Source organism: Synechococcus sp. H55.2, assembly GCF_047462495.1.
Lineage (GTDB): Bacteria > Cyanobacteriota > Cyanobacteriia > Thermostichales > Thermostichaceae > Thermostichus.
Genome location: NZ_JANSJH010000026.1, coordinates 1 through 26780, shown reverse-complemented (window position 1 = coordinate 26780; position 26780 = coordinate 1). Strand labels below are relative to the sequence as shown.

The following is a 26780-nucleotide window of genomic DNA, read 5'->3' as shown; positions in this document are numbered from 1 at the left end:
GAGGATCACTTAAAGAAACTGAGTACCCCCACCCCGATCACCATCAGCACCCAGAGCAGGGATCCCACCAAAATCACATTCTTGGCCCGGCTCCAGTCGCTGGCCGAGCTGTAGAGCACCGGCACCGCCACCACCAGCAGCAAGCTGTACAGCACCAACACCAACAAAGCAATTTGGAAAATGAGCATCATGGTCTGGATCCCTCACAAAAGTCTTGTCTTGGATAAAAGCTCCCGACAACACCGGTCTGCCCAACCTGATCCGGCTCGCTGCGCACCGGCGGCAGGGTAGATAAGATAGATAACGCTCTGACTATACCAAAACTGGGATCCCTCTCAAGGCCAGATCCGTCGGGGCAGCCGCTGGATGGATGAACTATCTGGATACAGACTGCATTCGGAAAGGGTTGAAGTCGGTTGCCACGTCAAAGTAGTCTTCCTGTTCTTGCTGCTTCAGCCAGCCGGTGATGGCGTAGGTCAGAGGCGTACAGACTGCCTCAACGGCACACTTGAACACGTAGTTGGAGACGATGAGGCTCACGAGACCGGGAAACACCCCCCAGAAAGCGATGAGAATAAACAGGCCCGTGTCCACCGCTTGGCCCACCAGGGTGGAGCCGATGGTGCGCGTCCACAGCCAGCGTCCCCGCGTCCACACCTTCAGGCGCGCCAGCACGTAGGCATTGGCGAAGCTGCCGCTCCAGTAGGCAATCAGGCTGGCCAGCACAATACGGGGGGTGAGGCCGAGGATCTGGTTGTAGGCTTCCTGATAGGGCCAGTCGGGGGCTGCCGGCAGGGATCCCACGATCATGAAGGTCGCCGACATCAGGGCCGCCGAGAAAAACCCCAGCCAGATCACCCGCCGCGAGCGGGCATAGCCGTAGACCTCCGTGAGAATGTCGCCGAAAATGTAGCTGAGGGGAAAGAGGATGGTGCCGCCATCGAAGGTAAACGGCCCCAAAAGCACGATCTTAGTGGAGGCGATGTTGGAAATCAGCAGCACGGCCACGAACAGGGCCGTCACCGCATCCAGGTGCCGATAGGCGCGCTCAGACATCAGGATCCCCCCAACAGTTTACGAATATGGCGCAGCTCCCTGACGATCAGGGCCAGGCCCTGGCTGTGCCGTTCCACCTCGCTGGTGAGCTTACGGATCTGCTCTTCCAGGTTAGCGCTATAAGATTCCTGACGCTCCAGGCGCTGGTTGAGGCTGGCAAGCCGCGTCACCACCTCCCGCTGGATGAGGTTTTCCGTACCTTGGATGAGCAGCGTCTCGATGGCGGTGAGCTTGTTCAAGAGCAATTGAGTGTTGGTTTCCGATCCGGGCTCCAGCGCAGCCGCCGGGGTCACTTGCAGGGCCTTTTGAATGCGAGCCAGAAGGGCTTCCGCCTCAAACGGCTTTTCAATGAAGTCAAAATCGACAAAAGGCTCAGGGATGCGGGCTGTTACCTGCTCTTTCATCCCCGACATGATGATGACGGGGGTATTCTTCAGGCTCTCTTCCTGCCGGATGGCCTGCAATGTGTCATAGCCGTCCATCTTGGGCATGACAAAATCCAGCAAGATCAGGTCGGGGTGATGTTTTTTGGCAGCCTCCAAGCCCGCTAGGCCATCTTTGGCCTCCAGCACCTGAAACTGGTCAGCCAAGATGCTGGCCACCATCTTGCGGATCATGATGCTATCGTCAATGACCAACACCGTCTTGGCTGTCATGCTCGGGGCACTCCCTTTTCTGTTCCCATCTGCTCGACCTGCTCAGCCCCTTCCTCCAGTGCATGGGGCATCGGGGACGTCCTTCCGGGGACACCAATAGAGTACTCTCCCTCTTAGGGAAGTGGGGTGTGATTGGCGATCTACAGCTCCAACTTCGCCGACTCTCCCAAGGCCCAGAACTTGCCGATTTCCCATCGCTGCCTTGCTATAATCTAACGTAAACAAACATTAAGCATTCGCACCTTGCAGGGTTATGAGCCTACAGTTGAGCTCCGAGCTGTCGCTGCCGATCCCGTCTCCAGTCGGAGAAGCTGCCTACCGCACTTTTCAGTGGGGTAAAAATCTCTTTGGCTTTGCCCATAAGGCTCTCTCCACCCAGGCTTCGGAGCTGATGCTCTCGGTACTTAGGGATCTGCAGAGCTTCTCCTCCGGGAAAACCCTGCCGCCGCGGGAGCGAGTGAAGCTCAGCGCAGCTACTTTGCAAGAGTTGCGGGCTCGTTACGAACGGCTGCTCCAGGTCGATTGGCAAGATGCCGAGGCAGGTTATTACCCTCACGCGCTTCTTTTCGACAACCCCTGGCTGGACTTTGCCCGCTACTACCCGCAGGTATGGCTGGATCTGCCGCAGATCACTCAGCGGGTACACAGCAAGCGCTACCAAGAGTTTTCTCAGGACATCTCCACAGAAGGCTATCCAAAATACTACCTGCAAAATTTTCATTACCAAACCAACGGCTACCTGAGCGACAGCTCGGCTGAGCTCTACGACCTGCAGGTGGAACTGCTGTTTGGTGGCACGGCAGATGCGATGCGGCGGCGGGTGATCCGCCTGCTCAAAGATGCTCTCGATCCCGCCCTGTCGGCTCCCCACATTCTCGATGTAGCTTGTGGCACCGGGCGCACGCTGCGCCTGCTGCGGGGATCCCTGCCCAAAGCCGCGCTGTATGGTTTGGATCTTTCCCCTGCCTACCTGCGCAAGGCCAACCGGCTGTTGCAAGAGCTGCCGGGGGAGCTGCCGCAGCTCATCCGCGCCAACGCCGAGGCCATGCCCTACGCCGACGCCACCTTTGATGCGGTTGTCAGCGTGTTTCTCTTCCACGAGCTGCCCGGCCCAGCCCGCCAAAATGTCATCAACGAGATGAGCCGCGTGGTGAAGCCGGGGGGCGTGATCGTCATTTGCGACTCGGTGCAACTGCTGGACTCGCCGGAGCTGGAGGAGACGATGGAAGCTTTTGCGCAAACCTTCCACGAACCCTACTACCGGGACTACATCCGCGACGATCTGGGGGCGCGCCTGCAGCAGGCGGGCTGTGAAGTGTTGCGCCGAGAAACCCACTACGTCAGCGCCTACACCTTGGCCCGCAAAAGTTGAGCACCCTTCTAGGGGAACCCGCCGCCTGCAGCTAGCTTGGGTTTTTAAGGCGGTTGACCACCCGTGCCCCTCCAGGGAGGGACGGCACAAGGCCATCCCAGCAGGCAAGATATCAGCTTCTAATCCCCGCCTTGCAAGGTGGGGCCCTACGGCGCTAGCTGGTAAATCGGCGGTCACTTGTCCAGAGGGTGTATAGTAGTTTTAGACACGAAACCTTGGATAAGAAGACGGGTTGAACTGGATAACCCTTGGGCGCAAGTCCGTCTAAACTCTTTTCTTCCGCTTAGGCTCATGTCCCACCCCCATGGATCCCTCCGCGCCGGCATCACTGCTCTCAAGCAGGAGCGCTACCTGGAGGCGATCAATCTTCTCGAGTCGTTCTGCTACTGCTGCTCAATCCAAGAGAAGCAAGAGCGCAATGGCTCTAGGGCAAATCCGGAAGACTGCGCTTTGGCTCGTGTGGCTCTGGTCATGGCCTATCAGGGTAGTGGTGACCTGGAGCGCTCAATCGCCCTTTGCCAAGAGCTGTTGGAGCAGAAGGAAACAGTTGAGTCCACTACCTGGGCTCGGGAATGGGCAGCCCAGGCTCTGCCCACCCTCAAACAGGCTTCCGAACACGCCATGCCGCCTGAAGAAGTGATGGCGCGGCTGCCCGTCCTGCGGCAGTTGGAAGACTGTCGGCTCCTCTGTAGCTCCCGCGATCCGGCCCCGCATCTGCTTAAATCTGCCCATTTCTGAGGGAGAGGGCCTGCAGGGAAGGGTCCCTCTTAGCCGTGGATGTCCGGCCCTAGCCTCTATCGTTAGCAGCTTCATAGCAACTTTATGTCTGTTGTCGAGCCGATGACCTATCACTTTGTCGTTGCCAGCCTGTCTTTCTTACGTTCTGAGCCCCTGGAAGAGGTGCTGGAGGAGCGTCGCCGACACTACGAGGAGCGCCGCCGCCCTGTCGATTTCTTCTGGGTGCCGCAGCCGGCTTTTATGGAAGCCCCACCGTTGAAGCCTTTGCGGGACAAGCTGAGCGGCCCACTGGGGGCAGTGGTCTCAACCAACGAGGATTTCATTCGCTGGCTGAAGGTGCGCCTGACTTTTGTAGAAATGGGCAGCTTCGTGGCTCCTAGCGAGTCGATCCCGGATCCCTTGCGCTCCTTATCTGCCGACAAAGGGTAAGCCTGCCGATTCCTAAGATTTGAATGGGTTGAGGGGAGGGCAGGCCAGGATAAGATCGGGGCACCCCATACCTGCCCTTCTTGGCTGACGGGATCCTCCGTTGTGGGGCCGACGTCGGGGAAATGGGCAGGTCAGCCGCGGAGCACTATGACTTTATGACTTTGGAGCAACAATGGAACAGGCCGGAAGGAGGGGCAGAGGTCTGCCACCCCAACTCCTGCCTTCGGGATTTCCAGCCTGCATCAGCGCCAACTTGGGTGCTGAAGTCAGAAGCTCTCTTGCCTGAGCCGACAGCAAGCCCCACCCTGAGCTCGCCGGAGTGCTCCTCTGGGGATCCCTCACCAGATCCACTTCCCGAGGATCCCCAAAAAGAAGAGGAAAATCAAGGTTTATCTGAGCCGGGCCTGAGAAACTTTGTTGCTGTGCTGCGCCGACGCAATTTTCTGCTGCTGTGGACGGGGCAGGTGTGTTCGCAGTTGGCGGACAAAGTGTTGTTGGTGCTGCTGATTGGGTTGATTGCCCGCAAGTTTCAGCCAGAAGGAGCCTCTATTAGCGGTTGGGTCTCGGCCATCATGCTGACTTTTACGCTGCCGGCGATGCTACTGGGCAGCCTGGCAGGGGTATTTGTGGATCGCTGGCTAAAAAAAGGGGTGTTGGTGCTCTCCAACCTGGCGCGCGGGATCCTGGTGTTGCTGTTGCCGCTGCTGCTCTGGCTCACCGCCGGGCGCGACCTTTGGCCGGGGATCCCCTTGGGGTTTGTCGGGCTGTTGCTGGTGAGCCTTGCCGTCTCGACCCTGACCCAGTTTTTTGCTCCTGCTGAACAGGCGATTTTGCCCTTGATCCTGCCGAAGCGAGAGCTGCTGGCGGCCAATTCCCTCTACACCACCACGATGATGGCTTCGCTGATTGTTGGCTTTGCTGTGGGGGAACCGCTGTTAACCCTGGCGGATCATTGGGTGCGCCATTGGTTGCCGGGCTGGGAGGTGGGGCCGGAGCTGTTGGTGGGGGGAGCCTACCTCTTGGCCGGATCCCTGCTGTTGCTGCTACAACCCCACGAGAAGCTGGAGCCCCAGCCTTGGGAAGCCCCCCACCTTTGGGAAGATCTCCAGTTGGGCTTGCAATATGTCGGCCAGATGCCCCTGATCCGGGCTGCTCTGCTGCAGGTGGTGGTGCTCTACTCGCTGTTTGCGGCACTGGCCGTTTTGGCGGTGCGCATGGCCGAAGTGATGCCGGAGCTGAAGCCGGATCAGTTTGGGGTGTTGTTGGCCGCTGCCGGCCTGGGCATGGGGATCGGCGCCTTTTGGGTGGGGCATGCGGGCCGCCGGGTGAGCTGCCGCGCCTGGAGCGGGCTGGGATCCCTGCTGCTCTGTGGGTCTCTGGCAGCCCTATCTTGGACGACCCACTGGTTGTTGCTCAGCTTGGGCTGGATTGCTCTGTTAGGCTGTGGCGGGGCTTTGGTGGCGGTGCCGATGCAAACCTTGATCCAGGAGGAAACGCCAGATCATCTGCGAGGCAAGATTTTTGGGCTCCAGAACAATGTGGCCAATATCGCCCTCAGTTTGCCTCTGGTCTTGACGGGGTTGGCGGAAACCTACTTTGGCCTTTCCGGGATGTTTTTAGGCCTGTCTGCTCTGGCCGCTCTGGCGGGGCTGTACACCTGGAGCCTATTGGGCAGAGAAGGCCGGTGAAACCCTCTCAAAGCTGGGGCCAAGGCAGCAGCTAACTCTGCTACTCTTGTAGAGGCTCAAAAGTCGAGACCCTCCTTGCAGTTCAGCGCTTTGCCTTTGCGGGGATCCGCCCATGCACATCGCCTGGATAGGCAAGAAAACACCTTTCTGTGGCAATGTCACCTACAGCCGTGAGGTGACCAACGGCCTGTTGGATCGGGGACATCAAGTGAGCTTTTTTCACTTCACCAACGACGGCCAACCGCCCACTTGGGATCCCGGCTCTCGTGGAGGTGAAGGCTGGCGGGCAGAGCTGGATCGCCGCGACGTTTCCCTCCCCTGTCTGTATAAGTCGCAAATCTACACGATCCCGGCCCCCAACGCCAAGCGGGTGCTCACCCAGGCCCTCAGGGAACTGCAGCCGGATCTGGTACATGCCTCCTTGACGATTTCTCCCATTGACTTCGTGCTGCCGGAGATCTGTGCGGAGCTTAACCAGCCGCTGGTGGCCACTTTTCACCCGGCCTTCGACCGGCGGCGGCGCAACATCGCCTCCCGCACCCAATACTTGGCCTATCAACTCTACGCCCCTTGTCTGGCCAATTATCACCGCACCATTGTCTTCTCAGAGACGCAACGGGAGATCTTGGTCAAACTGGGGGTGCGTCCCCAGCAGGTGGTGGTCATTCCCAATGGCGTGGATGTGGACAAGTATTCGCCTGGGCCTTCAACCCTCAAACAGCGGTTGGGACTGGAGCGGATCTTTGTCTATCTGGGGCGGGTCTCGCCGGAGAAAAACCTGGAAGCCCTGCTCAAGGCTTGGAAACACTCCCAGATGGGGGAGAAGTGCGGTCTGCTGATTGTGGGGGATGGGCCGTTGCTCAACACCCTCAAGCCCTTCTATACCCTTCAACATGGGATCCACTGGCTGGGGTATATTGCCGACGAGCAGCAGCGCATCGAGATCTTGCGCGGGGCCGATGTGTTTGTTTTGCCCTCTTTGATCGAGGGGCTCTCTTTGTCCTTGCTGGAGGCGATGGCCTGCGGGCTGGCGGCGGTGGCCACCGATGTGGGCGCCGATGGCGAGGTTTTGGCGGATGGAGCCGGGATCCTGTTGGATCCGACACGGGTGACGGCGGAGCTGCAAACCCTGCTGCCTTTGCTGCGGGATCAACGGGAGTTTACCCAACTGCTGGGGATGAAGGCCCGCCGGCGGGTGCTGGAACGCTATACCCTCAGCCACAACATCAGTCGGGTGGAACAGCTCTACCGGGAGCTGTGCCAGGGATCCCGTCAGCATCGCCGGGCCTAAAGGAGGAAGTCGAAAGCGAGGCAGAACTTTTGTGTAGAGCTTGTGATATTTTTGCTAAGCTGTTTCGTTACGTTTCCAAGGGATTAACGCCAGCCTTCCCGATGGATGCTCACAGCCCCCAAAAGGCCGTTTCGGCACAGCTATCCGGCTCCTCGTGGTCGGAGCCTTTGCTTGGCCAGGATTTGCCCCCCAATCCTCCAGTTCCCTCCCTGGAGAACTCGGGCGACTTACGCTCAGCTCAGGCCAGCCCGGATCCGGTTGGCGTTACGTCTGATGAGGTGGAGCTGCCGGAGGTCAAGCCTGCCATTGTGCCTGCCCCTGCAATGCCGGATCGGGTGGCAATGGGGAGAGACCAGTATCGGATGCAGTATTTGCTGGCGTGGTTAGCCTTTGCCCTCCGCTCCTTTAACAACTTGAATCAGATCCTGGAGCTGACGGCTTTTGTGGCCAGCCAACTGACCGATGCCGAAGGCGGAGCCCTGGTTTTGTTCAACCCCAACGGCACCATTCAGTTGGATCAACTGCATTGCTCGGATCTCCACCACCGCGAACAGATTCGGGCTGAGATGGAGCAGATTGCCCAAACCCTCTCGGCTCAGGAGCCCATGCTCAAGACGGAGGGATCCCTGTCCGTCAAAATCCCTGCCCTCGAACACCTGTTGGACGAGCGGTTTCGCCAGAGCTTAGGGCCGGATGTGCGCCTCTTCGGCACGCCCTTGTTGATCCGCAACTCTGTCCAGGGTCGCTTGTACGTCTTCAGCCGTCAGCCCGGCTACCACTGGGATGAACGCCGCCAACAACTGTTGCGCCTGGTCGCCGATCAGGCAGGCGTGGCCATCGAAAACGACCGCTTGACGGCAGCCTTGCGCCGCAAAGTGGCCCTAGAAAAAGAAATGGAGATCGGCTCTTACATCCAGGCTCAATTGCTACCGCAGGAGTACCCGCAAGTCAAAGGCATTCGCCTGGCAGCTCGTTGCCGTGTGGCCAGCAAAGTGGGAGGCGACTACTACGATTTCATCAAGATTCCAGAAAAATCAGATCCGGCTGCCTCTCCACCCTCATCTGAAAAGCTGGCCATCGTCATTGGGGATGTGATGGGCAAAGGGGTGCCCGCCGGCCTGTTGATGAGCATGACCCGAGCCATGGTGCGGGCAGAAGCTCTCAACCGTCATTCCCCAGCCCGCGTTCTGCAACATCTGAACCGGGCCATGTACAGCGACCTGGAGCACTCCAATCGCTTCATCAGCCTGTTTTATTCAGAGTACGATCCCCACTCCCATCGCCTTTGCTTTAGCAACGCGGCCCACAACCCTACCCTGTGGTGGCAGGCCCGCACCCGCGAGATTCAACCCCTGGACACAGAAGGGGCGCTGATCGGCTTGGAGGAAAACAGCCACTACTCGGAAAGCTGCGTGCAACTGCAACCCGGAGATGTGGTGGTGTACTACACCGACGGCTACACCGAGGCTGCCAACAGCCGCGGGGAGCGCTTGGAAACCTCTGGGCTCATGGATGCCATCCAGCATGCTGCCTGTCGCTACGACTCCCCCGAAGACATCTTGGAGAGCTTGTTTGAGCAGATGGATGCTTTCCGAGGTCGCCAGGGATCCCCTCCTCTGACCCTGTTGCCGCCGGACGATCCAGAGCTGCTATTGCAAGATGAGATTTCCCTGCGGCCTGAGCCTGTGGACGATACCACACTGGTGGTGTTGAAGGTGTTGCCCGACTCTGAGCCAAAATAGCTAAAAAAGTTCGAACTCAGGGTACGCTCTAGCTAGTACAGGGCTGGCTCCCCTGCTTCCCGGTTATCTACACCTTAGGCATAGCCATGAACTTCTCTTCCTCTGGGTCTGAAACCACTTCGGTTTACTTGCCGGCTCCTGCTGCTTTCCAGACAAAAATGATGGTCGGGCAGGTGTTCCGGCAGGATGTACTGGGCGATATCCGCAAGGGTTGGAATGGCTTTGTGGAGTCGGGCCAAATTTGGGCGCTTTTGATAGGGATCGTGGTGGGCTATATGCTCAAGAGCATCACCAGCTCCCACTAGTTGCTCTGGCCGGATCCAGTTGGCCTGAGGCGGCGGGGTTTTAGCCGTCGGTTCTTGATTTTTGTATTTTTTCCACAACTGCAGCGGTGGTCAATCCTTCTCCCCATTCTCCCAGTTCTGAGCCGACAGCGACGGTTACCCCACGCCCCTGGAGCCAGCGCTTTGAGGGATCCCTGCATCCTGCCATCGCCCGCTTCAACGCCAGCATCGGCTTCGACATCCGCCTTTTGCCCTACGATGTGGCCGGATCCCTGGCTCATGTGCAGATGTTGGCCGCTTGCGGCATTCTGACCCGGCCAGAGGCCGACCAGATCCGGCAGGGGCTGGAGCAGATCCAACAGGAAGCGGCTGCCGGCACCTTCCGTCCCGATCCAGAGGCCGAGGATGTCCACTATGCCGTCGAGCGCCGTTTGGTGGCCTTGGTGGGGGAGGTGGGCAAAAAACTGCACACGGGGCGCTCCCGCAACGACCAAGTGGCTACCGATCTGCGCCTCTATCTGCGGGATCACATCGATCACCTGCGGCAGGCCCTCTGGGAGCTGCGGGGAGTCTTGCTGGACTTGGCCGAGCAGCATCTGGAGACGATCCTGCCCGGCTACACCCATCTGCAACGGGCTCAGCCGATCAGCCTGGCCCACCACCTTTTGGCCTATGAAGAAATGCTCTGGCGAGACTGGCAACGGCTGGGGCGGGTGCGGGAAGAGGTGAATGTCTGTCCCCTCGGCTCCGGGGCCTTGGCCGGCACTTCCCTGCCCATCGATCGGCAGCTCACTGCCCATCTGCTGGGATTTGAGCGCATCAGCACCAACAGCTTGGATGCCGTCAGCGACCGCGACTACATGGTGGAGTTTCACACCGCCGCCAGCTTGATTTTGGTTCACCTCAGTCGCCTCTCGGAAGAGCTTGTCCTCTGGGCCTCGCAGGAGTTCGGCTTTGTCGTCCTCACCGATGCCTGTGCCACCGGCTCCAGCCTCATGCCCCAGAAGAAAAACCCCGATGTGCCGGAATTGGTGCGCGGCAAGGCGGGGCGGGTGTTTGGCCATCTCCAAGCTTTGCTGGTCACCTTGAAGGGGCTGCCGCTGGCCTACAACAAAGATCTCCAAGAAGACAAAGAGGGGCTATTCGATACGGTCGAGACCTTAAAAGCCTGCCTGGAGGCGATGACCATCCTGCTGCGGGAAGGGATCCAATTTCAGCCTGAGCGCATGGCCGCTGCTGTGCAGGAGGATTTCTCCAACGCCACCGATGTGGCCGACTACTTGGTGCGCAAAGGGATCCCCTTTCGCGCTGCCCATGACCTGGTGGGCCAGATCGTGCGCATTTGTTTGGCAGAGGGGATCCTGCTAAAGGATCTGCCCTTGGAGCGCTGGAAAACTTTCCACCCGGCTTTTGAGGAGGACATTGCGGCGGCCATCGATCCCCGCCAGGTGGTGGCGGCGCGGCGCAGCGCCGGAGGAACGGGCTTTGCCGTAGTACGGGAAGCCCTACAACAGGCCCAGGCCCGCCACCAGCAGCCAGGGCCCTCGGAAGGAACGCTACAAATTTAAACTTATCTCAACGAGAATTGGCAATGTTTGGGTTTTCCTCGCCAGGGTGTGCCATCCTGAGGTTCTGAGCCGCTCCAACACAATTCCCAGCTTGTTGGCCTCTGCTCTGGGTGACCGTTTCATGTTGGATAACCTCACCGCCCATATCCTCGAAAATGCGGCCAAGCGTCGCTGGCGAGAACGCGCCTACAGCCGATTTTTGCAGGACTGGCGACGACAAGTGGTGCTGCTGCGCCGTCAACGAGCTGGGGAGTTGGGCCCCCCTCTGGGGGATCCCACCTGTGTTTTCAGCGCCCACTCGGCTTGGTTGCGCTGCGCCGTCAATCCACGGGGGCCGTGCCAGGGCTGCCCCCACTATGCCGCGGCTCCAAAACCCGCTCCAACTCTAGAGTCGCTCCATTAGAGGGATCCGACCGCTGGCGTCGGCACCATCGGGCCGCGCTCCCCCAAGCTGCGTCGAGTCGAGGACCCCGCTGTAGCCAAGTTGAGGGATCCCCGGCCAATTTGTGCCACAATAAAAGAACGGTAACTCCATCGACAAAAGCGAGATTCATGGCCCTTCACCTCTCGGCAGAGCACCTTCGCGCCATCCGCCAGCAGGGCGAGCAGGCCTTTCCCTACGAGGGCTGCGGCATTTTAATTGGCGAGCTCAAAGGATCGGATAAGATCGTCCACGAGCTGTGGCCGGCGGCCAACACCTGGGATCAAGCTGAAAACCCCTTAGCAGACGGAGAATCCAGCCGCCGCCGCTTCTTGATCGAGCCGGCAGTTTTCAAGCGGGCCAACGACCATGCTGTGCGCAGAGGGTTGGGGATCCTGGGCACCTATCACTCTCACCCCAACCATGCGGCTATTCCCTCGGAGTTCGATCGGCAGCACGCCTTTCCTTGGGGCTTTTCCTGTGTGATCGTCAGTGTGCGCGAGGGCAAAGCAGAAGAGGTGGTCAGTTGGGTTTTGGATGAGCAGGAGCAACCCCAGCGGGAGCCGATGCAAATTTTGGAAGATGCGGCCCTTGCCGCGCTGCCAGTTTTGGCCGGCTAGGGCCGGGCGTCGGTGGCCCTGATCTTCTAGCTTGAGGTGAGATCTGGGGCTGAGTTCCGTTGCGATCCCGGTTGGACAAGCCGGTGTGGAGAGAGTGAGTGGTGCCGGAAAAGCGGTAGTCTGAACTGGAGAGGTGACATAACTGCAAGCAGGTAGGTCCGCCAGATCGGCTCGGAACCTCAAAAATGAACCAGAGATCGCTAGAATCCTTCCCTGAACTCCCATGGCAACCAAAATCTTAATCCCCGCCCCCCTGCGCCCCTACACCGACAACCTGGAAGCTGTTGAGATCGAGGGCAGCAACGTCGGCGAAGTGATGCGCAACCTCATCGCCCGCTACGGCGAACTGAAGCGCCACCTCTACACCGAGGACGGCAAGCTGCGCAATTTCGTCAACGTTTACCTCAATGACGAGGACGTGCGCACTTTGACCCAAGGCGACAACACCCCCGTGGGAGAACAAGCCGTCATCAGCATTGTTCCTGCTATTGCCGGAGGGCTTTGACCATGCTGAACCTGGACACCAGCCAAGTCAGCCTCTCCCGCGAGGAGATGGAGCGGTTTTCTCGCCATTTGATCCTGCCGGAGGTGGGCCTGGAAGGACAAAAGCGGCTGAAAGCGGGCAAGGTGCTCTGCATCGGCACAGGCGGCCTCGGCTCACCCCTGTTGCTGTACTTGGCGGCAGCCGGCGTGGGGCGGATCGGCATCGTCGATTTCGATGTGGTGGACGTGTCGAACCTGCAGCGGCAGGTGATCCACGGCACTTCCTGGGTGGGCAAGCCCAAGGTGGAATCGGCCAAGAACCGCATCCTGGAGATCAACCCCTATTGCCAGGTGGACGTTTACAACACCGCTCTGAAGGCCCACAACGCCCTGGAGCTGTTTGCCAACTACGACGTGATCGTGGACGGTACCGATAATTTCCCCACCCGCTACCTGGTCAACGATGCCTGTGTGCTGACGGGCAAGCCCAATGTCTACGGCTCGATCTTCCGCTTTGAAGGGCAGGCGACGGTCTTCAACTACGAGGATGGGCCCAACTACCGCGATCTCTACCCCGAGCCACCCCCGCCAGGATTGGTGCCTTCCTGTGCCGAGGGGGGAGTGCTGGGGATCCTGCCCGGCATCATCGGCCTCATTCAAGCTACGGAGACTGTGAAGATCCTGTTGGGCATCGGCACGACCCTGAGCGGGCGGCTGCTGCTCTACGATGCTCTAAAAATGAGCTTCCGCGAGCTAAAGCTGCGCAAAAACCCCGCCACCCCGCCCATCACTCAACTTATCGACTACGAGCAGTTCTGCGGAATCCCGCAAGCGCAAGCCAGCCAAGCGGAGATCCCGGAGATCAGTGTGGCCGAGCTGAAGGCGCGGATGGATGCCGGCAAAGATTTTGTGTTGATCGACGTGCGCAACCCCAACGAGTGGGAGATCGGTCGGATCCCTGGCGCCCACCTGATCCCGTTGCCGCAAATCGAAAATGGCGATGGGGTGGAGCAGGTGCGCAAGCTGCTCAATGGCTCGGAGCTGATCGTCCACTGCAAGAGTGGAGTGCGCTCGGCTAAGGCCTTGAAGATCCTACAAACTGCTGGGATCGCGGGGAAAAATCTACGCGGTGGCATCCTCGCCTGGGCTGAGGCTTACGATCCCTCGATTCCCAAGTACTGAGACAACTTCCGGATCCCTGGTCCAGGATATGATGGCTCCGCTGCCCAGAGCCGGCTGTGCCCAATATCTCCCTTTTGCGTCCCTTTTTCCATGAGTGCCACTTTGCCGGCAGAGACAGAAACCATCTTTCACTCCATCCCCGAAGCCCTGGAAGACCTCAAGTGTGGCCGCATGGTCATCGTGGTCGATGACGAAAATCGGGAAAACGAAGGGGATCTGATCTGTGCTGCCCAGTTTGCCACGCCAGAGGTGATCAACTTCATGGCCACCCACGGGCGCGGCCTCATTTGTCTAGCCATGCAGGGATCCCGTCTGGACGAGCTGAAGATCCCGCTGATGGTGGGGCAAAACACCGACAGCAACCAGACTGCCTTTACCGTCAGCATCGACGCCGGGCCAGAGTTAGGGGTTTCGACGGGCATTTCCGCCGCCGATCGCTCCCGCACCATCCAGGCGGCCATCCACCCCCATACGCGGCCGGAAGATCTGCGTCGCCCTGGGCATGTCTTTCCGCTGCGGGCGCGGGAAGGCGGGGTGCTCAAACGGGCCGGCCACACAGAAGCGGCGGTGGATCTGGCGCTGCTGGCCGGGCTGTACCCGGCAGGGGTGATCTGCGAGATCCAAAACCCGGATGGCTCGATGGCCCGCCTGCCCCAGTTGGTCGAGTTCGCCCACCAGCATAATTTGAAGATCATCACCATCGCCCATCTGATCGAGTACCGCTTGCGCACCGAACGGCTGGTGCATCGGGGGGCTACTGCCACCTTGCCGACGGAGTTTGGCCGGTTTCAGGTCTACGGCTACCGCGACAGCCTCAACCAGGTGGAGCACCTGGCGCTGGTGAAGGGGGATCCGACCCAATTTGCCGCCGAGCCCGTCCTGGTGCGCGTGCATGTGGAATGCCCCCTGGGGGATGCGCTGGGATCCCTGCGCTGCGACTGCCGCCGCCAATTGACCGCCGCCCTGAAGATGATCGACCACCAGGGCAAGGGGGTGCTGGTGTACCTGCGCCGGCAAGAGCAGGAGCTTAGCCTCATCCAGCAAATTCAGTCCTATGCCCTGCAGGATCTGGGGCTAGCTGAAACCGCGCCGCCGGCAGCGATGGATCTGCGGGATTACGGCATTGGCGCCCAGATCCTACGCGATGTGGGGGTGCGCCAAATGCGCTTGATCAGCAACACCTCTCGCCACATCAGCGGCTTGAAAGGATTTGGCCTGGAAGTGGCCGAGCGGGTGCCCTTGCTGGTGGAAGAGCCGGATCTCAATTTGCACGTGCAGCCATCCTGTTCTCTAGAAAACGCGACCCATTCCGGCTTAAGCCTGTAGAGCGTTGTAGGGCCGGGCGGTGTGGTGGAACAGGGGCCGCGGTGCAGCCGGTTCGTCCTCGACCCCATAAGCCTTGCATCCCCAAGGCCAGAACGACCAGGAAGGACGTTTGGGCAAAGATGGAGCCAGGCGCGCTGGCAAGACAGAGTCCCTGGCCGTGGGGCTCAAGAGGGGCTTTGGCAAGACGGGAATGTCGGATCCCACCTGCGACCACACCTCGTAGCTCTGGGATCGCACCACCACAATGCTGATCAGGGAGCCGCGATCCATGTCGTAGCGGCAACTGTCGATGGCGTCCTGCAGCCGAGAAAAGCTGCGGTTAAAGACGTAAAAATGGCCCTGAAAGCGGATGGCTTCCCAGAAACCTTCCCGTGTCACCGCCACATGGTCGCGATCGGCGGCGGCGTAGTCGAGGATCACCATACGTGTAAAGACTGACTAGCGATGGATCAGATTAGGGTGGCTTTTACCGTATTTCCACTTAAGCACACCATTGCACAGCCCGTCATCCGCGAAATGGCCTGCCTGCAACAAGACTTAAGGAGTTTTCTCGCCCTTGCTCCTCACGGGATCTGGCCCAATTCCCGTCGCAGCTCGGCCATGGCTGCTTCTCCGATGTGGGGGGCGGCGCAGACCAGGTGGGGCGTGCGGATCAGGTCGGGTCGGGCTTGGCGCACTAGGGCGCGCAGGGTGGGGTAGCTGGCCTCGTCGCAGATGAGGGTGTGGGCGCGGCGGATCAGGGATCCCACCCGCTCGGCATCGGAAATCACCGCCGTCAGCACCAGCAGGTCTCCCCGCAGGCTGTGGACAATCACCTCGGCAACTTCCAGGAGGGCGGTGCTGATGCTCACCAGCCCTAGACAGGCGTGGGGAGGCAATTGGCGAATCAGGGCAATTTCGCGGGCGTAGTCAGATACCTCCACCGGGAGAACACGGGCCCCCCGCGGCTGGGCAATGGCCTCGACGGCGCTGAGAAAATAGTGGAGCGTCACCACAGTGCCGGAATGGATTTGATCCAGCACGGCGGCCAGATCCTCTAGGGGCACCAACTGCACCCGGATGCCCAAAGTCTGTTGGATTTGTTGGGCCATCAGTTGTCCTGTGCCCAGATCCCGATTGGGCACGCACACCAGCACTTGGGCACTGCAGCGCAACCGCCAGTCGATCTCCGCCAGCAGCAGATCCCGCACCTGCTCCAGAGAAAAGCCCTGTTGCTGAAGCTGATCGATGCCCTGGCGCACCTGCTGCAGGGCTTGTTGGGATCGATCCAGGTTTTCGCCCAGACTACAAGAGCGGTTAACCGCCTGGCGGGCGGAGCCGCTGACGTAAATGCCAGATCCAGCGCGCGTTTCCACCAGACCCATGGCCTCCAGTTGGTGGTAAACCTTGTGGATGGTGTTGCGGTGCAGGCCCGTCTGCATGGCCAACTGACGGGTGCTGGGCAGGCGATAGCCGGGAGGAAATTGCCCGCAGGCAATGCCAAAACAGAGTAAGTTGAAGAGCTGGACAGAGCCAGGGATCCCGCTCTCCGGCTGAATAGAAATGCGCATCATGGCCCGCCTGAAGAAACGAACCTAGTTGTTAGAGAGACCCAAAGACACGGGACTTTTGCCAAAAGAATTGCACCAACACCCCTAAGGATAGGCACTCGAGAACTGCTCTGGCGAGCTTTGTCCAGACGGGCACAGGGATCCCCTCTGTTGCCGCGCCCCCCCCAACCCGATGGCCGAGGATCCGGCCTCTGCATTCCAAGGCGGGGGATCCCGCCCTGGCCTTGTTACAGAAATTTAGAATCGTTACAATAGTTAGCATCTTTGCATTGCAGGTTTCATCTTATGGCACTCACTCAGCGCTTTCCCGTGCTGTTCGTCTCAGTTTTGCGTCACGACAGCGTAGCCCCGCGCTGGTCTCAAGTGGCGTGGACCGTCTTGCGGGTGGTGGCAGGGCTATTCATGATTCACAACGGCCTCGACAAACTGGCTGATATCGAGGGGTTTGCAACGGCTTATGTAGAAGTGATCGGGTTGCCTTTCCCGATCTTTTTTGCTTATGTAGCTGCCTATACTGAACTGATCGCAGCTCCGCTGGTGGCAGTGGGTTTGTTGACCCGCGCGGCGGCGTTGGGTTTGTTCGCCACGATGGCGGTGGCCATGTTCCACCACATCAAGGTGGCCGGCTTCAGCGTTCCTTATCTGGAGCTATCGGCTATCTACGCGGCCATCTTCTTGGCCTTTGCGGTGAATGGCGGCGGCTGGTTCTCTTTGGATCAGCTCTTGGCGAACGGTATTGAGGCGGGGCTGAACCGCTCCAGCCGACAAAAGTTGGAGAGCCTGGAGTCTTCGTTGCAGGCCACTGAGAAGGTAATTGCGCTGGGGGATCAAGAGGCTGAAGCCGCCGAAACCCCTCGCTCCTGAGCCAACTCAGGGACGGGGGTGAGGGCTAAAGGCGGCTGGCGGCTCGCTCCATCAGGCGTTGGTGGGTGGAGCGCACCGGCTCTCCCGGCCTAGGCTGCCGCTGCACATAGGTGCCATCGGGGCGCAGCTCCCAGGCCTGCCGGTTATCCGTCAGACAAATCTCCAAGATCGCCTTCAGCTCTTGCTGCAACAGGGGATCCTCTACAGGGGTCACCACCTCGACGCGGCGATCCAGGTTGCGGGTCATGTAGTCGGCGCTGCCGATGAAGTACTCTTCCTGGCCGTCGTTGTAGAAGTAGAAGATGCGGGAGTGCTCCAAAAAGCGCCCGATGATGCTGATAACGCGGATGCGCTCGCTCAGGCCCGGGATCCCTGGTTTTAGGCAGCACATGCCGCGCACAATGAGATCAATCTCCACCCCTGCCTGGCTAGCCTCGTAGAGCACTTGGATCATGCGTGGGTCGGTGAGGGAGTTGACCTTGACGATGATGCGCCCTTGGCGTCCTGCCTGGGCATGGCGCATCTCTCGCCGGATCAAGGCTTCCATGCCCTGGCGCAAGGTACGGGGGGCCACCAGCAGCTTGCGGAAGTGCCGCTGCCGCGAGTAGCCGGTTAGCAGGTTAAACAACTCGGTTACATCGTTGCAGAGGGTCTCGTTGCAGGTGAACAGGCCCAGATCGGTGTAGATACGGGCGGTCTTGGGGTTGTAGTTGCCGGTGCCGATGTGGACATAGCGCCGCAGGGATCCCCCCTCTTCCCGCACCACCAGGGCCAACTTGCAGTGGATCTTCAGCCCTGGCAGGCCATAGGCCACGTGCACCCCGGCTTTTTCCAGCTTCTTGGCCCAGAGGATGTTGTTTTCTTCGTCGAAACGGGCCTTCAGCTCCACCAGAGCGGCCACCTGCTTGCCGTTTTCGGCAGCCTGGATGAGGGATCCCACCACCGACGAATCGCCAGAGGTGCGGTAGAGGGTTTGCTTAATGGTGAGCACCTGCGGATCGTTGGCCGCCTCCTCCAGAAACCGTTCCACACTGGCAGCAAAGGAGTCGTAGGGGTGATGCACCAGCAGATCCCCTTCCCGGATGACGGAGAAGATATCCACCGGCTCGTCGCTCACCGAAGCGGTACGCAGGCGAGGCGGCGTGACGGGCCCCCAGGGAGGATCTTTTAAATCGGGTCGATCCAGGCTGAGAAAAGCCATCACCCCCCCCATGCTCAAAAGGCCATCCACCTCGTACACGGAGTCGCTGTCGAGGCGCAGCTCTTCGCAGAGCCGCTGTCGAATGGCAGACGGCATGGACTTGGCAATCTCCATGCGCACCACCGAGCCGAAGCGGCGCTTGCGCAGCTCTTCTTGAATGGCCGCGAGCAGATCGTCGGCTTCGTCCTCTTGGATTTCCAGATCGGCACCGCGGGTGATGCGGAAGGGGTAGTACTCCAGCACTTCCATGCCCACGAACAGCGCTTCCAGATGGTGGGCAATCACCTGCTCCAGCGGCACAAAGCTTACCCCGTCCCGCAGCGGCACAAAGCGAGGCAGGGTGCTGGGCACCTTGATGCGGGCAAAGTGTTCCCTGCCGGTTTCCGGATCCCGCACCACCACCGCCAAGCTGAGGCTGAGGTTGGAGATGTAGGGGAAAGGATGGCCCGGATCCACCGCCAAGGGAGTGAGCACGGGAAACAACCGTTGGTCGAAATACTCCCGCAGCTCCTGCCGCTCCGGCTCGGCCAGCTCAGAAAAATCGCGGATGTGAATGCCTTGTTCCGCCAGCTTAGGCACCAATTCCTGCCGAAAACACTCGTGTACCTTTTGAATCAGGGGGCGCAGGTGCTGGGAAATCTGCCGCAACTGCTGCTGCGGCGTGAGGCCATCGGGGGTCGGCAGCAGCACGCCTGTTTCCAACTGACGGCGAATCACCGCCACCCGCACCATAAAGAACTCGTCCAGGTTGCTTTCGAAAATAGCGAGGAACTTCAGCCGCTCCAAGAGGGGGGTGCGCTCGTCCAGGGCCTCGTGCAAAACCCGGGCGTTGAACTCAATCCAGCTCAGCTCCCGGTTGAAGTAGTGCTCCGGCAAGGCATAGCCCTCCTGGATGGGCGCAGTCGGGATCCCTGGCTGGCCAGCATTGGGGGGGCAACCTGTCGCATCGGGGTTGCGGGGCGACAAGGAGGAGTCCGTTTCCTTGGAGCGCGGAGTCATGGTGGCCGAGATCTGGGTTGTCTCAAAGCGTCAACAACGGCTGGAGCCGACCCAATCCTATCCTGCTGGGTTCTGCTTGGAGGAGGCGGAAGTGTCCAAAACAGGCTTGGGCGGGCGTTCTGGCAACAGCCCTTGGGAGCGGGTAAGCAGAATTACCTGCAGCAGGATCCCGATCAACAAAATGCGCAAGGGACCGGCCCGGGTGGCCCACTGGGGCGGCAGACGGTTGGTCAACCACTCGCTGCCCGACCACACCCCCCAAATGGCCAGCACCCCCAGCAGGGCGCCGCGATTGTTGCCGCTGCCCCCCGCGATCAACATCACCCAGACGATAAAGGTGGCAAACTCCGGCTGGAAGGCTTCCGGGCTGATGAAATTGACAAAGTGGGCATAGAGCGCCCCCGCCAGCCCCATCAGCATGGATCCCAGCACAAACGCCTGCAGGCGAAACTGGAGGACATCTTTGCCGGCGGCCAGGGTTGCCGGCTCATCCTCGCGGATGGCCCGCAGCACCCGTCCCCAGGGGGAGCGATAGGCCCGCTCACTCAGCCAGTAAACCACCGCCAAGACCAGCAGCACCAAGCCCAAGTAGAGCAGCGTATCCTGCCCTGGGATCCAGCCGCGAAAGGGCCGCGGAATGCGGGTGATGCCGCGCACCCCGTTGGTCAGCCAGCCCTCGTTCCTCAGGATTTGGCTGATGATCTCGGCAATGCCGATGGTGGCAATAGCCAAATAGTCGGAGCGCAGCTTCAGGGTGATCAAGCCAATCAAGAAGGCGATCGCACCGGCGGCGGCTACTGCTATGGCAAAGCCCACCCAGAACGGCAGATTGAACCCGCCCAGATGTTCAGGGGTGGGCGGCGTCGTGGCTATGGCGCTGGCGTAGGCCCCCACAGCAAAAAAGGCCCCCACGCCGATGTTGAACATGCCGGCATAGCCCCACTGGATATTGAGGCCCAGCACCAGCACGCCGTAGATCCCCACCAAAACCAAAAAGAAGATGGCGTAGCTCAACATCAGGCCCGCCCCCCCAATAGCCCTGTGGGCCGGAAGATCAGCATCAGCACCAAAATGGCGAAGGCTACCCCTGTTTTGTAAGCCGGATTGATCGCTAAAGTCGAGAACTCCTCCGCCAGGCCAATTACCAGCCCCCCAGCAATGGCTCCATAGGGACGGCCAATGCCGCCGAGAATGGCTGCCGCAAAAACGGGCAACAACAGCCGCCAGCCCATGGTGGGGTGCAGCCGCGTATCCAGGCCCAGGAAGATGCCCGCCACACAGGCCAAGGCGGCGCCGATGGCCCAAGTCCAGAGGATGATCCGCTCCGTCTCAATGCCGGTCACCTTGGCCAAGTCAAAATTGTCGGCCATGGCCCGCATCGCTTTGCCCACCCGCGTGCGCTGCAAAAACAGGTGCAGAGCCACCACCAGCAAGGCCGTTCCCACCAGAATCACCACCCAATCCGGCTTGATGCGCAGCCCCCCCAACTGCCAGGGCAACTGGATGCCGCTGCGGTACACCTGGTTGTTGGGCCCCCAAACGATCTGCACCAAGCTGCGCAAGATCAGGGCCGTGCCAAAAGAAGAAATGAGCAAAATCACCGGTGCTTCCCGGCGCAGGCGGCGATAGATCAGTTGGTCGATCCCCACCGCGCAAAGTGCCGTCGCCAAGGCCGCCGGGATCCAGCTCACCCCAATCGGCCAACCCAACCCGACAAACGTCAGAGCAAAATAGGCCCCCAAGGTCATCAGATCCCCGTGGGCAAAGTTGGCAAAACGCAAAATGCCGAACGTCAGCGACACCCCGATCGCCCCCAGGGCGTAGATGCTGCCCAGGACGAGGCCGTAGATAAAAAGCTGCAACAGTTGGGCCACCCTTGCCCCCGCAATACTCTGCCCTGATGATGCCACGGGTTTGCCGAGAGCGGGATCCCATCCGGCCCAGCGGCAGGGTAGAGCTAGGGTAGGAGAAAGCGCGCAAGAGAGATCCATGCAGCCCAACTCTTCCCGGATCCCAGGTTGGCTAGTGGTTTTGGCCCTGCTGAGCGCTGCCTGTGGTGGGCCGGAGCCACCTCCAAGCAGGGATCCAGGTGTCCCGCGCGAGCCTATCTCCACCCCCCAGTTAATCTACGAAAACATCACTCTCACCCAGGCCAAACCTGACGGTGGCCTGCTCTGGCGCTTGCGGGCGCGCCTGGCCGAATACGAGTCCCCCCCAGAAAACGGCTCCACTCCCGTACAGTTGGGATCCGCCCATTTGCAGTCTATCGAGGGAGAGTTTTTCGACGCAGACGATCGCGCCATTCGCCTCCGGGCCGAGCGGGGATCCGCCTATCCTGGCGAGCGGCGGCTGGAATTGACGGGCCAAGTGGTGGTGGAATCGGAGCGGGACAACCTGCACCTGCAGGCAGAGCGGCTGCAGTGGCTGCCGGAACAGCGCCTCCTCGAAGCCGAGGGCCAGGTACAGGTGGAGCTGTTGGACGGCCAGGGATCCCTGTGGGGGGATCGTTTGCGCATCGACTTTGGCCAGGCCCAGATGCAACTGGAGAATTGGGATCCAAGCCAACCGGTGCGGGCCAAGTATCGCGATCCGGAGCTGGAGCTGACCGCCAGCCGCTTGCTCTGGAACTTTGGTGCCGGCGAGGTGCAGGCGTTGGGAGCAGTCGAGGTGGATGCCCCCCAGCAAAGGGTGCGCCTCAGCGGCGAGCAATTGCGGGCCCCGCTGCCCCTGACCGAGCTGCGCCTGCTGGGCAACGTGAAAGCCAAAGCCGTTCCCGTTGGCGGAACGGGATCCCTGCAGACCGGCCAAGAGCTGGAAGCCCAAGAGATCCGCTGGCGCATCGGCTCCACCCAACTGCAAGCCCTGGGCAATGTGCGCTACCGCCAGCCTGGACAAGCCCTGACTGTGAGCGGTGACCAAGGGATCCTGGATTGGCAGGCCAACACCGCCCGGATCCAAGGCAACAGCCAAACCCGGCTCACTTTGCCCTAGGAGCCGGCGACAAAGGGCCAACAAGAGCATGTCAAGATAGTTTAAGAACCGTGTTGGGTGGGTTGTGGTGAGGAGTTCAGCAATGGCAGAGACCGCCTGGGGGGAACGCCCCAACATTCTGTTAATCGTGCTGGATACCCAGCGGGCGGATCGCCTTTCCTGCTACTGGTCAGAGGAAGAGCGGGCCCGCCAAGTGCCCACCAGCCCCAACCTGGATCGGCTGGCCGCCGAGTCCACCCTCTTCGAGCGGGCCATCGCCCCCGCCCAGTGGACGATCCCCTCCCACGCCTCCCTGTTTACGGGGGAATACCCCAGCACCCACCAAACCGTTCAGGCAGACCTGGAGCTGAGCCCTGCTCTACCCACTCTGGCGGAGCTGTTGAAGCTGGGCGGCTACACCACCGTGGGCTTTTGCAACAACCCCCTGGTCGGGATCCTGAAAAACGGCCTGCGGCGGGGCTTCGACACCTTCTACAACTACGGCGGGGCCCTACCCACCCGCCCTCCCGAAGGCAACCCTCTGCCGGCTCCCCTCAACCGCTGGCTGGCCGCCTACACCCAGTTTTGGCGCCGTCTCTCCTACCCGGTGCAAAATGCCTTTGCCCGCTCCGACACCCTTTTTCAGTTGGCGCTGCACCCCTGGTTTGCCTCCCTCTGGACCCGCCTGATGAACTTTAAGGGCAACACGGCTGCCTCCATCGCCGACCTGAACCGCTACCTGCAGCAGATAGCCCGCCGCCCTGCCGGAGCACCGCCTTTCTTTTGCTTCGTCAACCTAATGGAGCCCCACCTGCCCTACTGGCCGCCGGAGCCCTTTGTGCAGAAATACGCCCCCTACTTCAAGACCAACCGCGAGGCGCGCGACTTTTTGCGCCAGTACAACGCCCAGCCCTACCGCTGGATGGCGCCCCTGCCGCAGCCGCTTTCTCCCCTGCAAGCGCAGGTGCTCAGGGACATCTACGATGCCGAGGTGGCCTACCAGGATCACCTGCTGGGATCCGTCTTCGCCACCCTGCGCCACACCGGCCTGGAGCAGAACACTCTGGTGGCTATCGTCGCGGATCACGGCGAAGGCTTGGGGGAGCACGACTTCGTCGGCCATGCTTTTGTGGTTTACGAAGAGCTAATCCGCGTCCCCCTGATCCTGCATTACCCCGGCTATTTTCCGGCAGGAAAGCGCGTGGCCACCCCCGTTTCCACCCGCCGCCTCTTTCATACTCTCTTGGAAGCTGCCGGCTTCCGCCCCAGCCTTTCTCTAGCCAACGGCGCCCCCCGTATCAGCCTCAAGCTTCGCCGCGAGATCGCCCGCCTCAGCCTGACCCGCACCCTGGCCGGTGAGGATCCGGAGCAGGGGGTGGTGCTCAGCGAGGCCTTCCCGCCCCACCTTCTCCTGCGGGCCATGGAAAACCGCAACGACAGCCTGCTGCAGGCGCGCGCCTGTTACGACACCCGCCGAGCCCTCTACGAAGGGGTGACCAAGCTGATCCAAACCGGAGATCGCCCCAGCCTCTACAACCTGGAGCAGGATCCGGCGGAACTGCGGGATCTGCTCTTGGCCGGGATCCCTTCTGAGCCTGGTAGCCCTTCCCTTTCCCCCCAAACTTGGCTGACCCGCCTGCGGCAAGCCTTGAGGCAGTGGCTGGACTGGGCAGAGTCGCGCCGGCCCAGCACGGCTCCTCGCAAGGTAAATGTGGAAAGCGATGCAGACTTGGTACGGCAGATGCAAGAGCTGGGCTACCTGGAGTAGAGGCTATTCCAGCTCTCCTGCTTCCCCCACATGATCCCGCACATAGCCGTTTAAATCGTAGTCATCCGCCTCCTCGGGATCCGCTGTCGGCCAGTCCTCGTTTTGCCCGCCGATAATGACGCGGCTGAGGTGGATGTACTCGAGGCTAAGGGTGCGCAAGGCGTTGATCAACACGTCCAGCGCCAAGGCATCGGCAGTGCCCAGATCAAACCAGCAGCGGGCCCAGTTGTCCTTTTCCTCTAGGGATCCCATGTTGTGCATTAGAGAGGGCAGAGGATCCGAGTCGCTGGGGTACTCCAAATAGCTCAGATCCACCTCCGCCTCTTGGGCCACCAGGCGCTCGGCGTTGAATCCTCCCAACTTGCCCAGCACATACCACGATTCCAGCACCTCGTTGAGGTACTCCAGCTCAGCTTCGACCGGCGGCTCGGCAAACTCAAACCAGATCCAGAGATTTCCCGGATCGCACTCGCGAAACTCCACTTGCATGGACAGCTCCTCTGCTGCGGCCTAGCCCTTGATCTTAACTGCCAAGAGCGCGAGAACATAAGTCCCGCGCTGTATGCGTAGCAACCCTGCGGGAAGCAAGCTACAGCGCCGGGATACATGGAGTCTCGCTGCTTGCTTTCAATGCCCCCGAAGCAAGCATTTACCACCCCACTCCGGTTGTGGTAAAACGACCCCATATTGACCATGCACTACACCTACCGAATCTGCCCAGATGCCACACAGCAAGCCCAACTGCTGGAGTGGCTTGCAACATGCAGAGGCGGGTATCACTACGCTTTGCGCGAACTCAAAGACTGGGTTGCTTCGCGTCAGAGCCTTCTACAGACCAGATCTGCGATCGGTGAGGGAGCGACCGGGATCCATGTCTACGATCGAAGTCTTTGATGCGCAGCAGGTGGCCGGGCTGATCGAGAGCCTGGCAGCAGCGATCGCCAGGGATCACCCCCACCCCCAGAAGCTCACTCTGATCGGCATTCGCACTCGCGGAGTCCCCTTGGCCTACCGCCTGCGGGATCGGATTGCCGCTCGACTGGGGATCCCGCCCCAGGTCGGGGAGCTGGACATTACCTTTTTCCGAGACGACCTGGGCGCCGGCGGGCTGCGCACCCCCGATCGCAGCGAGATGCCCCGGGATCTGACTGGCCAGGAGGTGGTGCTGGTGGACGATGTTATCTTTCGCGGTCGCACCGTCCGCGCGGCTCTGGAAGCCCTGCATCACTTTGGGCGACCGGAACGGGTGCGCTTGGCCGTGCTGATCGACCGTGGTCACCGCCAGTTCCCCATCCAACCGGATTACTGCGGTTACCAGCTTCCCACGGAACCTGAGCAAAGGGTGAGGGTTCATCTGCGGGAAACCGATGCAGAAGAGCGGGTGTTGTTGATAGACCAAACAGCAAAGAGCGATCCCTAAGCTGGTGCTTGGGGTATTTTGGGGATGATCTGCCGCAACTCACCGCTATGTCTTGGTTGCCGGAGACCCGCCGTTACGCTGTTTTGGGCACGGGCGCCCTGGGGGGATTTTATGGGGCGAAATTGCAACAGGCAGGCTTTGCGGTGCATTTTCTGCTGCACAGCGACTATGACTATGTTCGCCAAAACGGCTTGTGGGTGCAGTCCTGCTGGGGGGATTTTCATTTGCCGCAGGTGAATGCCTACGCAGCAGTAGAGGACATGCCCCCTTGCGAAGGGGTGATCGTGGCTTTGAAAGCCACCCAAAATCACCTGCTGCCGCAGTTGCTCCCGCCCGTGTTGGCCGAGAATGGCGTGGTGATCGTGCTGCAAAATGGGCTGGGGGCGGAGCCGGAGGTTGCCGAGTGCGTCGGCCCTGAACGGGTCATGGGGGGCCTGTGTTTCATCAGCTCCAACAAGGTTGGCCCCGGCCACATTCATCATCTGGACTATGGGTCGGTGCTGCTGGCAGAATACGGCCCTAACTATGCCCCCCAAGGGATCACGCCCCGTCTTCAACAAGTTCAAGCCGATTTTCAACGGGCAGGGATCCCCACCACACTCTCTCCGGATCTGATGTTGGCCCGCTGGCAAAAGTTGGTCTGGAACATTCCCTTCAACGGCCTCTCGGTGGTGTTCAACGCCGACACGCAGCAGATGATCCGCGACCCTGAGGCTCGTGCTTTGGCGGAAACGCTGATGCAGGAGGTGATCCAGGGAGCGGCGGCCTGTGATCGCCTGCTTCCCGATTCCCTGATCCCAGAAATGCTCACCAACACCGAGAAGATGGCTCCCTACCGCACCAGCATGAAGATCGACTACGAGCGCAAACGTCCTCTGGAACTGCAGGCAATCTTTGGCAACCCACTGCGCTATGCCCGACAAGCCGGGATCCACTTGCCGCGGGTGGAAATGCTCCACCGGCAGTTGCAGGTGTTGGATCGCCTGAATCGAGGGATCCCTGTCGCTCAGCAGGCTTGAGTTTTTCAAGATCAGCGGCGCCTGTAAACTACCCGACTCCGACCGCTCAGCGGTACGGAGCGGGCTTAAGCGCTCCGCAAAGCCGACAAGGTTGCCTCTAGCTTCACGGCTTGCGAAGCAGACACCTTGAGCT

At 60.4% G+C, this 26780-nt stretch carries 27 protein-coding genes and 1 pseudogene; 19 read left to right on the top strand and 9 right to left on the bottom strand.

Annotation, left to right across the window (positions count from 1 at the left end; all coding sequences use genetic code 11):
• Window positions 1-5: 5 nt before the first annotated feature.
• From psbZ to NW844_RS05140, 3 genes are all read right to left on the bottom strand, one after another.
• Complete coding sequence (gene psbZ / locus NW844_RS05150; RefSeq protein ID WP_414334060.1) at window positions 6-191, bottom strand: photosystem II reaction center protein PsbZ; 186 nt, start codon at window positions 189-191, stop codon at window positions 6-8.
• Between the two features lie 184 nt (window positions 192-375).
• Window positions 376-1056 carry a queuosine precursor transporter gene (locus tag NW844_RS05145; protein WP_414334059.1) on the bottom strand — a complete coding sequence of 227 codons (681 nt, stop codon included), beginning with the start codon at window positions 1054-1056 and terminating at the stop codon, window positions 376-378.
• Window positions 1056-1712: a response regulator gene (locus tag NW844_RS05140; protein ID WP_414334058.1), complete on the bottom strand. Its 657-nt coding sequence runs from the start codon at window positions 1710-1712 to the stop codon at window positions 1056-1058. Before NW844_RS05140 ends, NW844_RS05145 begins: the two co-directional genes overlap by 1 nt.
• 253 nt (window positions 1713-1965) lie before the next feature.
• On the opposite strand from NW844_RS05140, the gene NW844_RS05135 reads away from it, so the two are divergent.
• The 13 genes and pseudogenes from NW844_RS05135 to ribB form a co-directional block, all read left to right on the top strand.
• The gene (locus NW844_RS05135; protein ID WP_414334057.1) at window positions 1966-3084 is read left to right on the top strand and encodes a class I SAM-dependent methyltransferase; all 1119 of its coding nucleotides are present in this window, start codon (window positions 1966-1968) and stop codon (window positions 3082-3084) included.
• A gap of 291 nt (window positions 3085-3375) precedes the next feature.
• The gene (locus NW844_RS05130) at window positions 3376-3822 is read left to right on the top strand and encodes a hypothetical protein (RefSeq protein WP_414334056.1); all 447 of its coding nucleotides are present in this window, start codon (window positions 3376-3378) and stop codon (window positions 3820-3822) included.
• Window positions 3823-3906: 84 nt separating this feature from the next.
• The gene (locus NW844_RS05125) at window positions 3907-4251 is read left to right on the top strand and encodes an MgPME-cyclase complex family protein (RefSeq protein WP_414334055.1); all 345 of its coding nucleotides are present in this window, start codon (window positions 3907-3909) and stop codon (window positions 4249-4251) included.
• A gap of 257 nt (window positions 4252-4508) precedes the next feature.
• Entirely contained in the window at window positions 4509-5939 is a 1431-nt protein-coding gene (locus NW844_RS05120) for an MFS transporter (RefSeq protein WP_414334053.1), read from the top strand.
• A gap of 112 nt (window positions 5940-6051) precedes the next feature.
• A complete protein-coding gene (locus tag NW844_RS05115; RefSeq protein WP_414334052.1) occupies window positions 6052-7230 on the top strand; it encodes a glycosyltransferase family 4 protein in 1179 nt (392 codons plus the stop codon).
• Window positions 7231-7331: 101 nt separating this feature from the next.
• A complete protein-coding gene (locus NW844_RS05110) occupies window positions 7332-8972 on the top strand; it encodes a PP2C family protein-serine/threonine phosphatase (protein WP_414334051.1) in 1641 nt (546 codons plus the stop codon).
• Between the two features lie 86 nt (window positions 8973-9058).
• On the top strand, window positions 9059-9277 hold the full coding sequence (locus NW844_RS05105; protein ID WP_414334049.1) for a hypothetical protein: 219 nt from the start codon (window positions 9059-9061) through the stop codon (window positions 9275-9277).
• An 86-nt stretch (window positions 9278-9363) separates the two neighbouring features.
• A complete protein-coding gene (gene argH / locus NW844_RS05100; protein WP_414334047.1) occupies window positions 9364-10824 on the top strand; it encodes an argininosuccinate lyase in 1461 nt (486 codons plus the stop codon).
• A 121-nt stretch (window positions 10825-10945) separates the two neighbouring features.
• Window positions 10946-11227, top strand: a complete 282-nt coding sequence (locus NW844_RS05095) for a DUF6464 family protein (RefSeq protein ID WP_414334045.1) — start codon at window positions 10946-10948, stop codon at window positions 11225-11227.
• A gap of 149 nt (window positions 11228-11376) precedes the next feature.
• Window positions 11377-11865, top strand: coding sequence for a M67 family metallopeptidase (locus tag NW844_RS05090; RefSeq protein WP_414334043.1), 489 nt, complete (start codon window positions 11377-11379; stop codon window positions 11863-11865).
• Between the two features lie 223 nt (window positions 11866-12088).
• A complete protein-coding gene (locus tag NW844_RS05085) occupies window positions 12089-12370 on the top strand; it encodes a MoaD/ThiS family protein (RefSeq protein WP_414334041.1) in 282 nt (93 codons plus the stop codon).
• 2 nt (window positions 12371-12372) lie between these two features.
• Window positions 12373-13530, top strand: a complete 1158-nt coding sequence (gene moeB, locus NW844_RS05080; protein ID WP_414334040.1) for a molybdopterin-synthase adenylyltransferase MoeB — start codon at window positions 12373-12375, stop codon at window positions 13528-13530.
• A gap of 123 nt (window positions 13531-13653) precedes the next feature.
• A pseudogene (ribB, locus tag NW844_RS05075) lies at window positions 13654-14802 on the top strand (3,4-dihydroxy-2-butanone-4-phosphate synthase); the annotation flags it as partial.
• A 42-nt stretch (window positions 14803-14844) separates the two neighbouring features.
• Here the strand turns inward: ribB and NW844_RS05070 are convergent.
• Window positions 14845-15279 (bottom strand): hypothetical protein, encoded by a 435-nt coding sequence (locus tag NW844_RS05070; protein WP_414334038.1) that lies wholly within the window; start codon window positions 15277-15279, stop codon window positions 14845-14847.
• A 140-nt stretch (window positions 15280-15419) separates the two neighbouring features.
• Window positions 15420-16409: a GntR family transcriptional regulator gene (locus NW844_RS05065; RefSeq protein WP_414334036.1), complete on the bottom strand. Its 990-nt coding sequence runs from the start codon at window positions 16407-16409 to the stop codon at window positions 15420-15422.
• Window positions 16410-16691: 282 nt separating this feature from the next.
• Between NW844_RS05065 and NW844_RS05060 the strand changes: the two genes are divergently transcribed.
• Window positions 16692-17270 carry a DoxX family protein gene (locus NW844_RS05060; protein ID WP_414334035.1) on the top strand — a complete coding sequence of 193 codons (579 nt, stop codon included), beginning with the start codon at window positions 16692-16694 and terminating at the stop codon, window positions 17268-17270.
• 25 nt (window positions 17271-17295) lie between these two features.
• Here the strand turns inward: NW844_RS05060 and NW844_RS05055 are convergent, their stop codons facing one another.
• The 3 genes from NW844_RS05055 to NW844_RS05045 are packed head-to-tail and all read right to left on the bottom strand — an operon-like array spanning window position 17296 to window position 21344.
• Window positions 17296-19470 carry an RNA degradosome polyphosphate kinase gene (locus tag NW844_RS05055; protein ID WP_414334033.1) on the bottom strand — a complete coding sequence of 725 codons (2175 nt, stop codon included), beginning with the start codon at window positions 19468-19470 and terminating at the stop codon, window positions 17296-17298.
• 57 nt (window positions 19471-19527) lie between these two features.
• Complete coding sequence (locus NW844_RS05050; protein WP_414334031.1) at window positions 19528-20487, bottom strand: branched-chain amino acid ABC transporter permease; 960 nt, start codon at window positions 20485-20487, stop codon at window positions 19528-19530.
• The gene (locus tag NW844_RS05045; RefSeq protein ID WP_414334029.1) at window positions 20487-21344 is read right to left on the bottom strand and encodes a branched-chain amino acid ABC transporter permease; all 858 of its coding nucleotides are present in this window, start codon (window positions 21342-21344) and stop codon (window positions 20487-20489) included. The genes NW844_RS05050 and NW844_RS05045 overlap by 1 nt, the downstream gene beginning before the upstream one ends.
• A gap of 115 nt (window positions 21345-21459) precedes the next feature.
• On the opposite strand from NW844_RS05045, the gene lptC reads away from it, so the two are divergent.
• Complete coding sequence (gene lptC / locus NW844_RS05040; protein ID WP_414334027.1) at window positions 21460-22461, top strand: LPS export ABC transporter periplasmic protein LptC; 1002 nt, start codon at window positions 21460-21462, stop codon at window positions 22459-22461.
• 82 nt (window positions 22462-22543) lie between these two features.
• Window positions 22544-24208, top strand: coding sequence for a sulfatase (locus tag NW844_RS05035; RefSeq protein ID WP_414334026.1), 1665 nt, complete (start codon window positions 22544-22546; stop codon window positions 24206-24208).
• A 3-nt stretch (window positions 24209-24211) separates the two neighbouring features.
• Here NW844_RS05035 and NW844_RS05030 read toward each other — a convergent pair whose 3' ends face one another.
• Window positions 24212-24697 (bottom strand): DUF3531 family protein, encoded by a 486-nt coding sequence (locus tag NW844_RS05030; RefSeq protein ID WP_414334024.1) that lies wholly within the window; start codon window positions 24695-24697, stop codon window positions 24212-24214.
• 204 nt (window positions 24698-24901) lie between these two features.
• Between NW844_RS05030 and NW844_RS05025 the strand changes: the two genes are divergently transcribed.
• From NW844_RS05025 to NW844_RS05015, 3 genes are read left to right on the top strand one after another with little or no spacing between them, the layout of a single operon-like run.
• Window positions 24902-25102 (top strand): helix-turn-helix domain-containing protein, encoded by a 201-nt coding sequence (locus NW844_RS05025; protein ID WP_414334022.1) that lies wholly within the window; start codon window positions 24902-24904, stop codon window positions 25100-25102.
• Entirely contained in the window at window positions 25080-25628 is a 549-nt protein-coding gene (gene pyrR, locus NW844_RS05020; protein ID WP_414334020.1) for a bifunctional pyr operon transcriptional regulator/uracil phosphoribosyltransferase PyrR, read from the top strand. The genes NW844_RS05025 and pyrR overlap by 23 nt, the downstream gene beginning before the upstream one ends.
• Window positions 25629-25675: 47 nt before the next feature.
• Window positions 25676-26647: a putative 2-dehydropantoate 2-reductase gene (locus NW844_RS05015; RefSeq protein WP_414334019.1), complete on the top strand. Its 972-nt coding sequence runs from the start codon at window positions 25676-25678 to the stop codon at window positions 26645-26647.
• The last annotated feature ends 133 nt before the right edge of the window (window positions 26648-26780 follow it).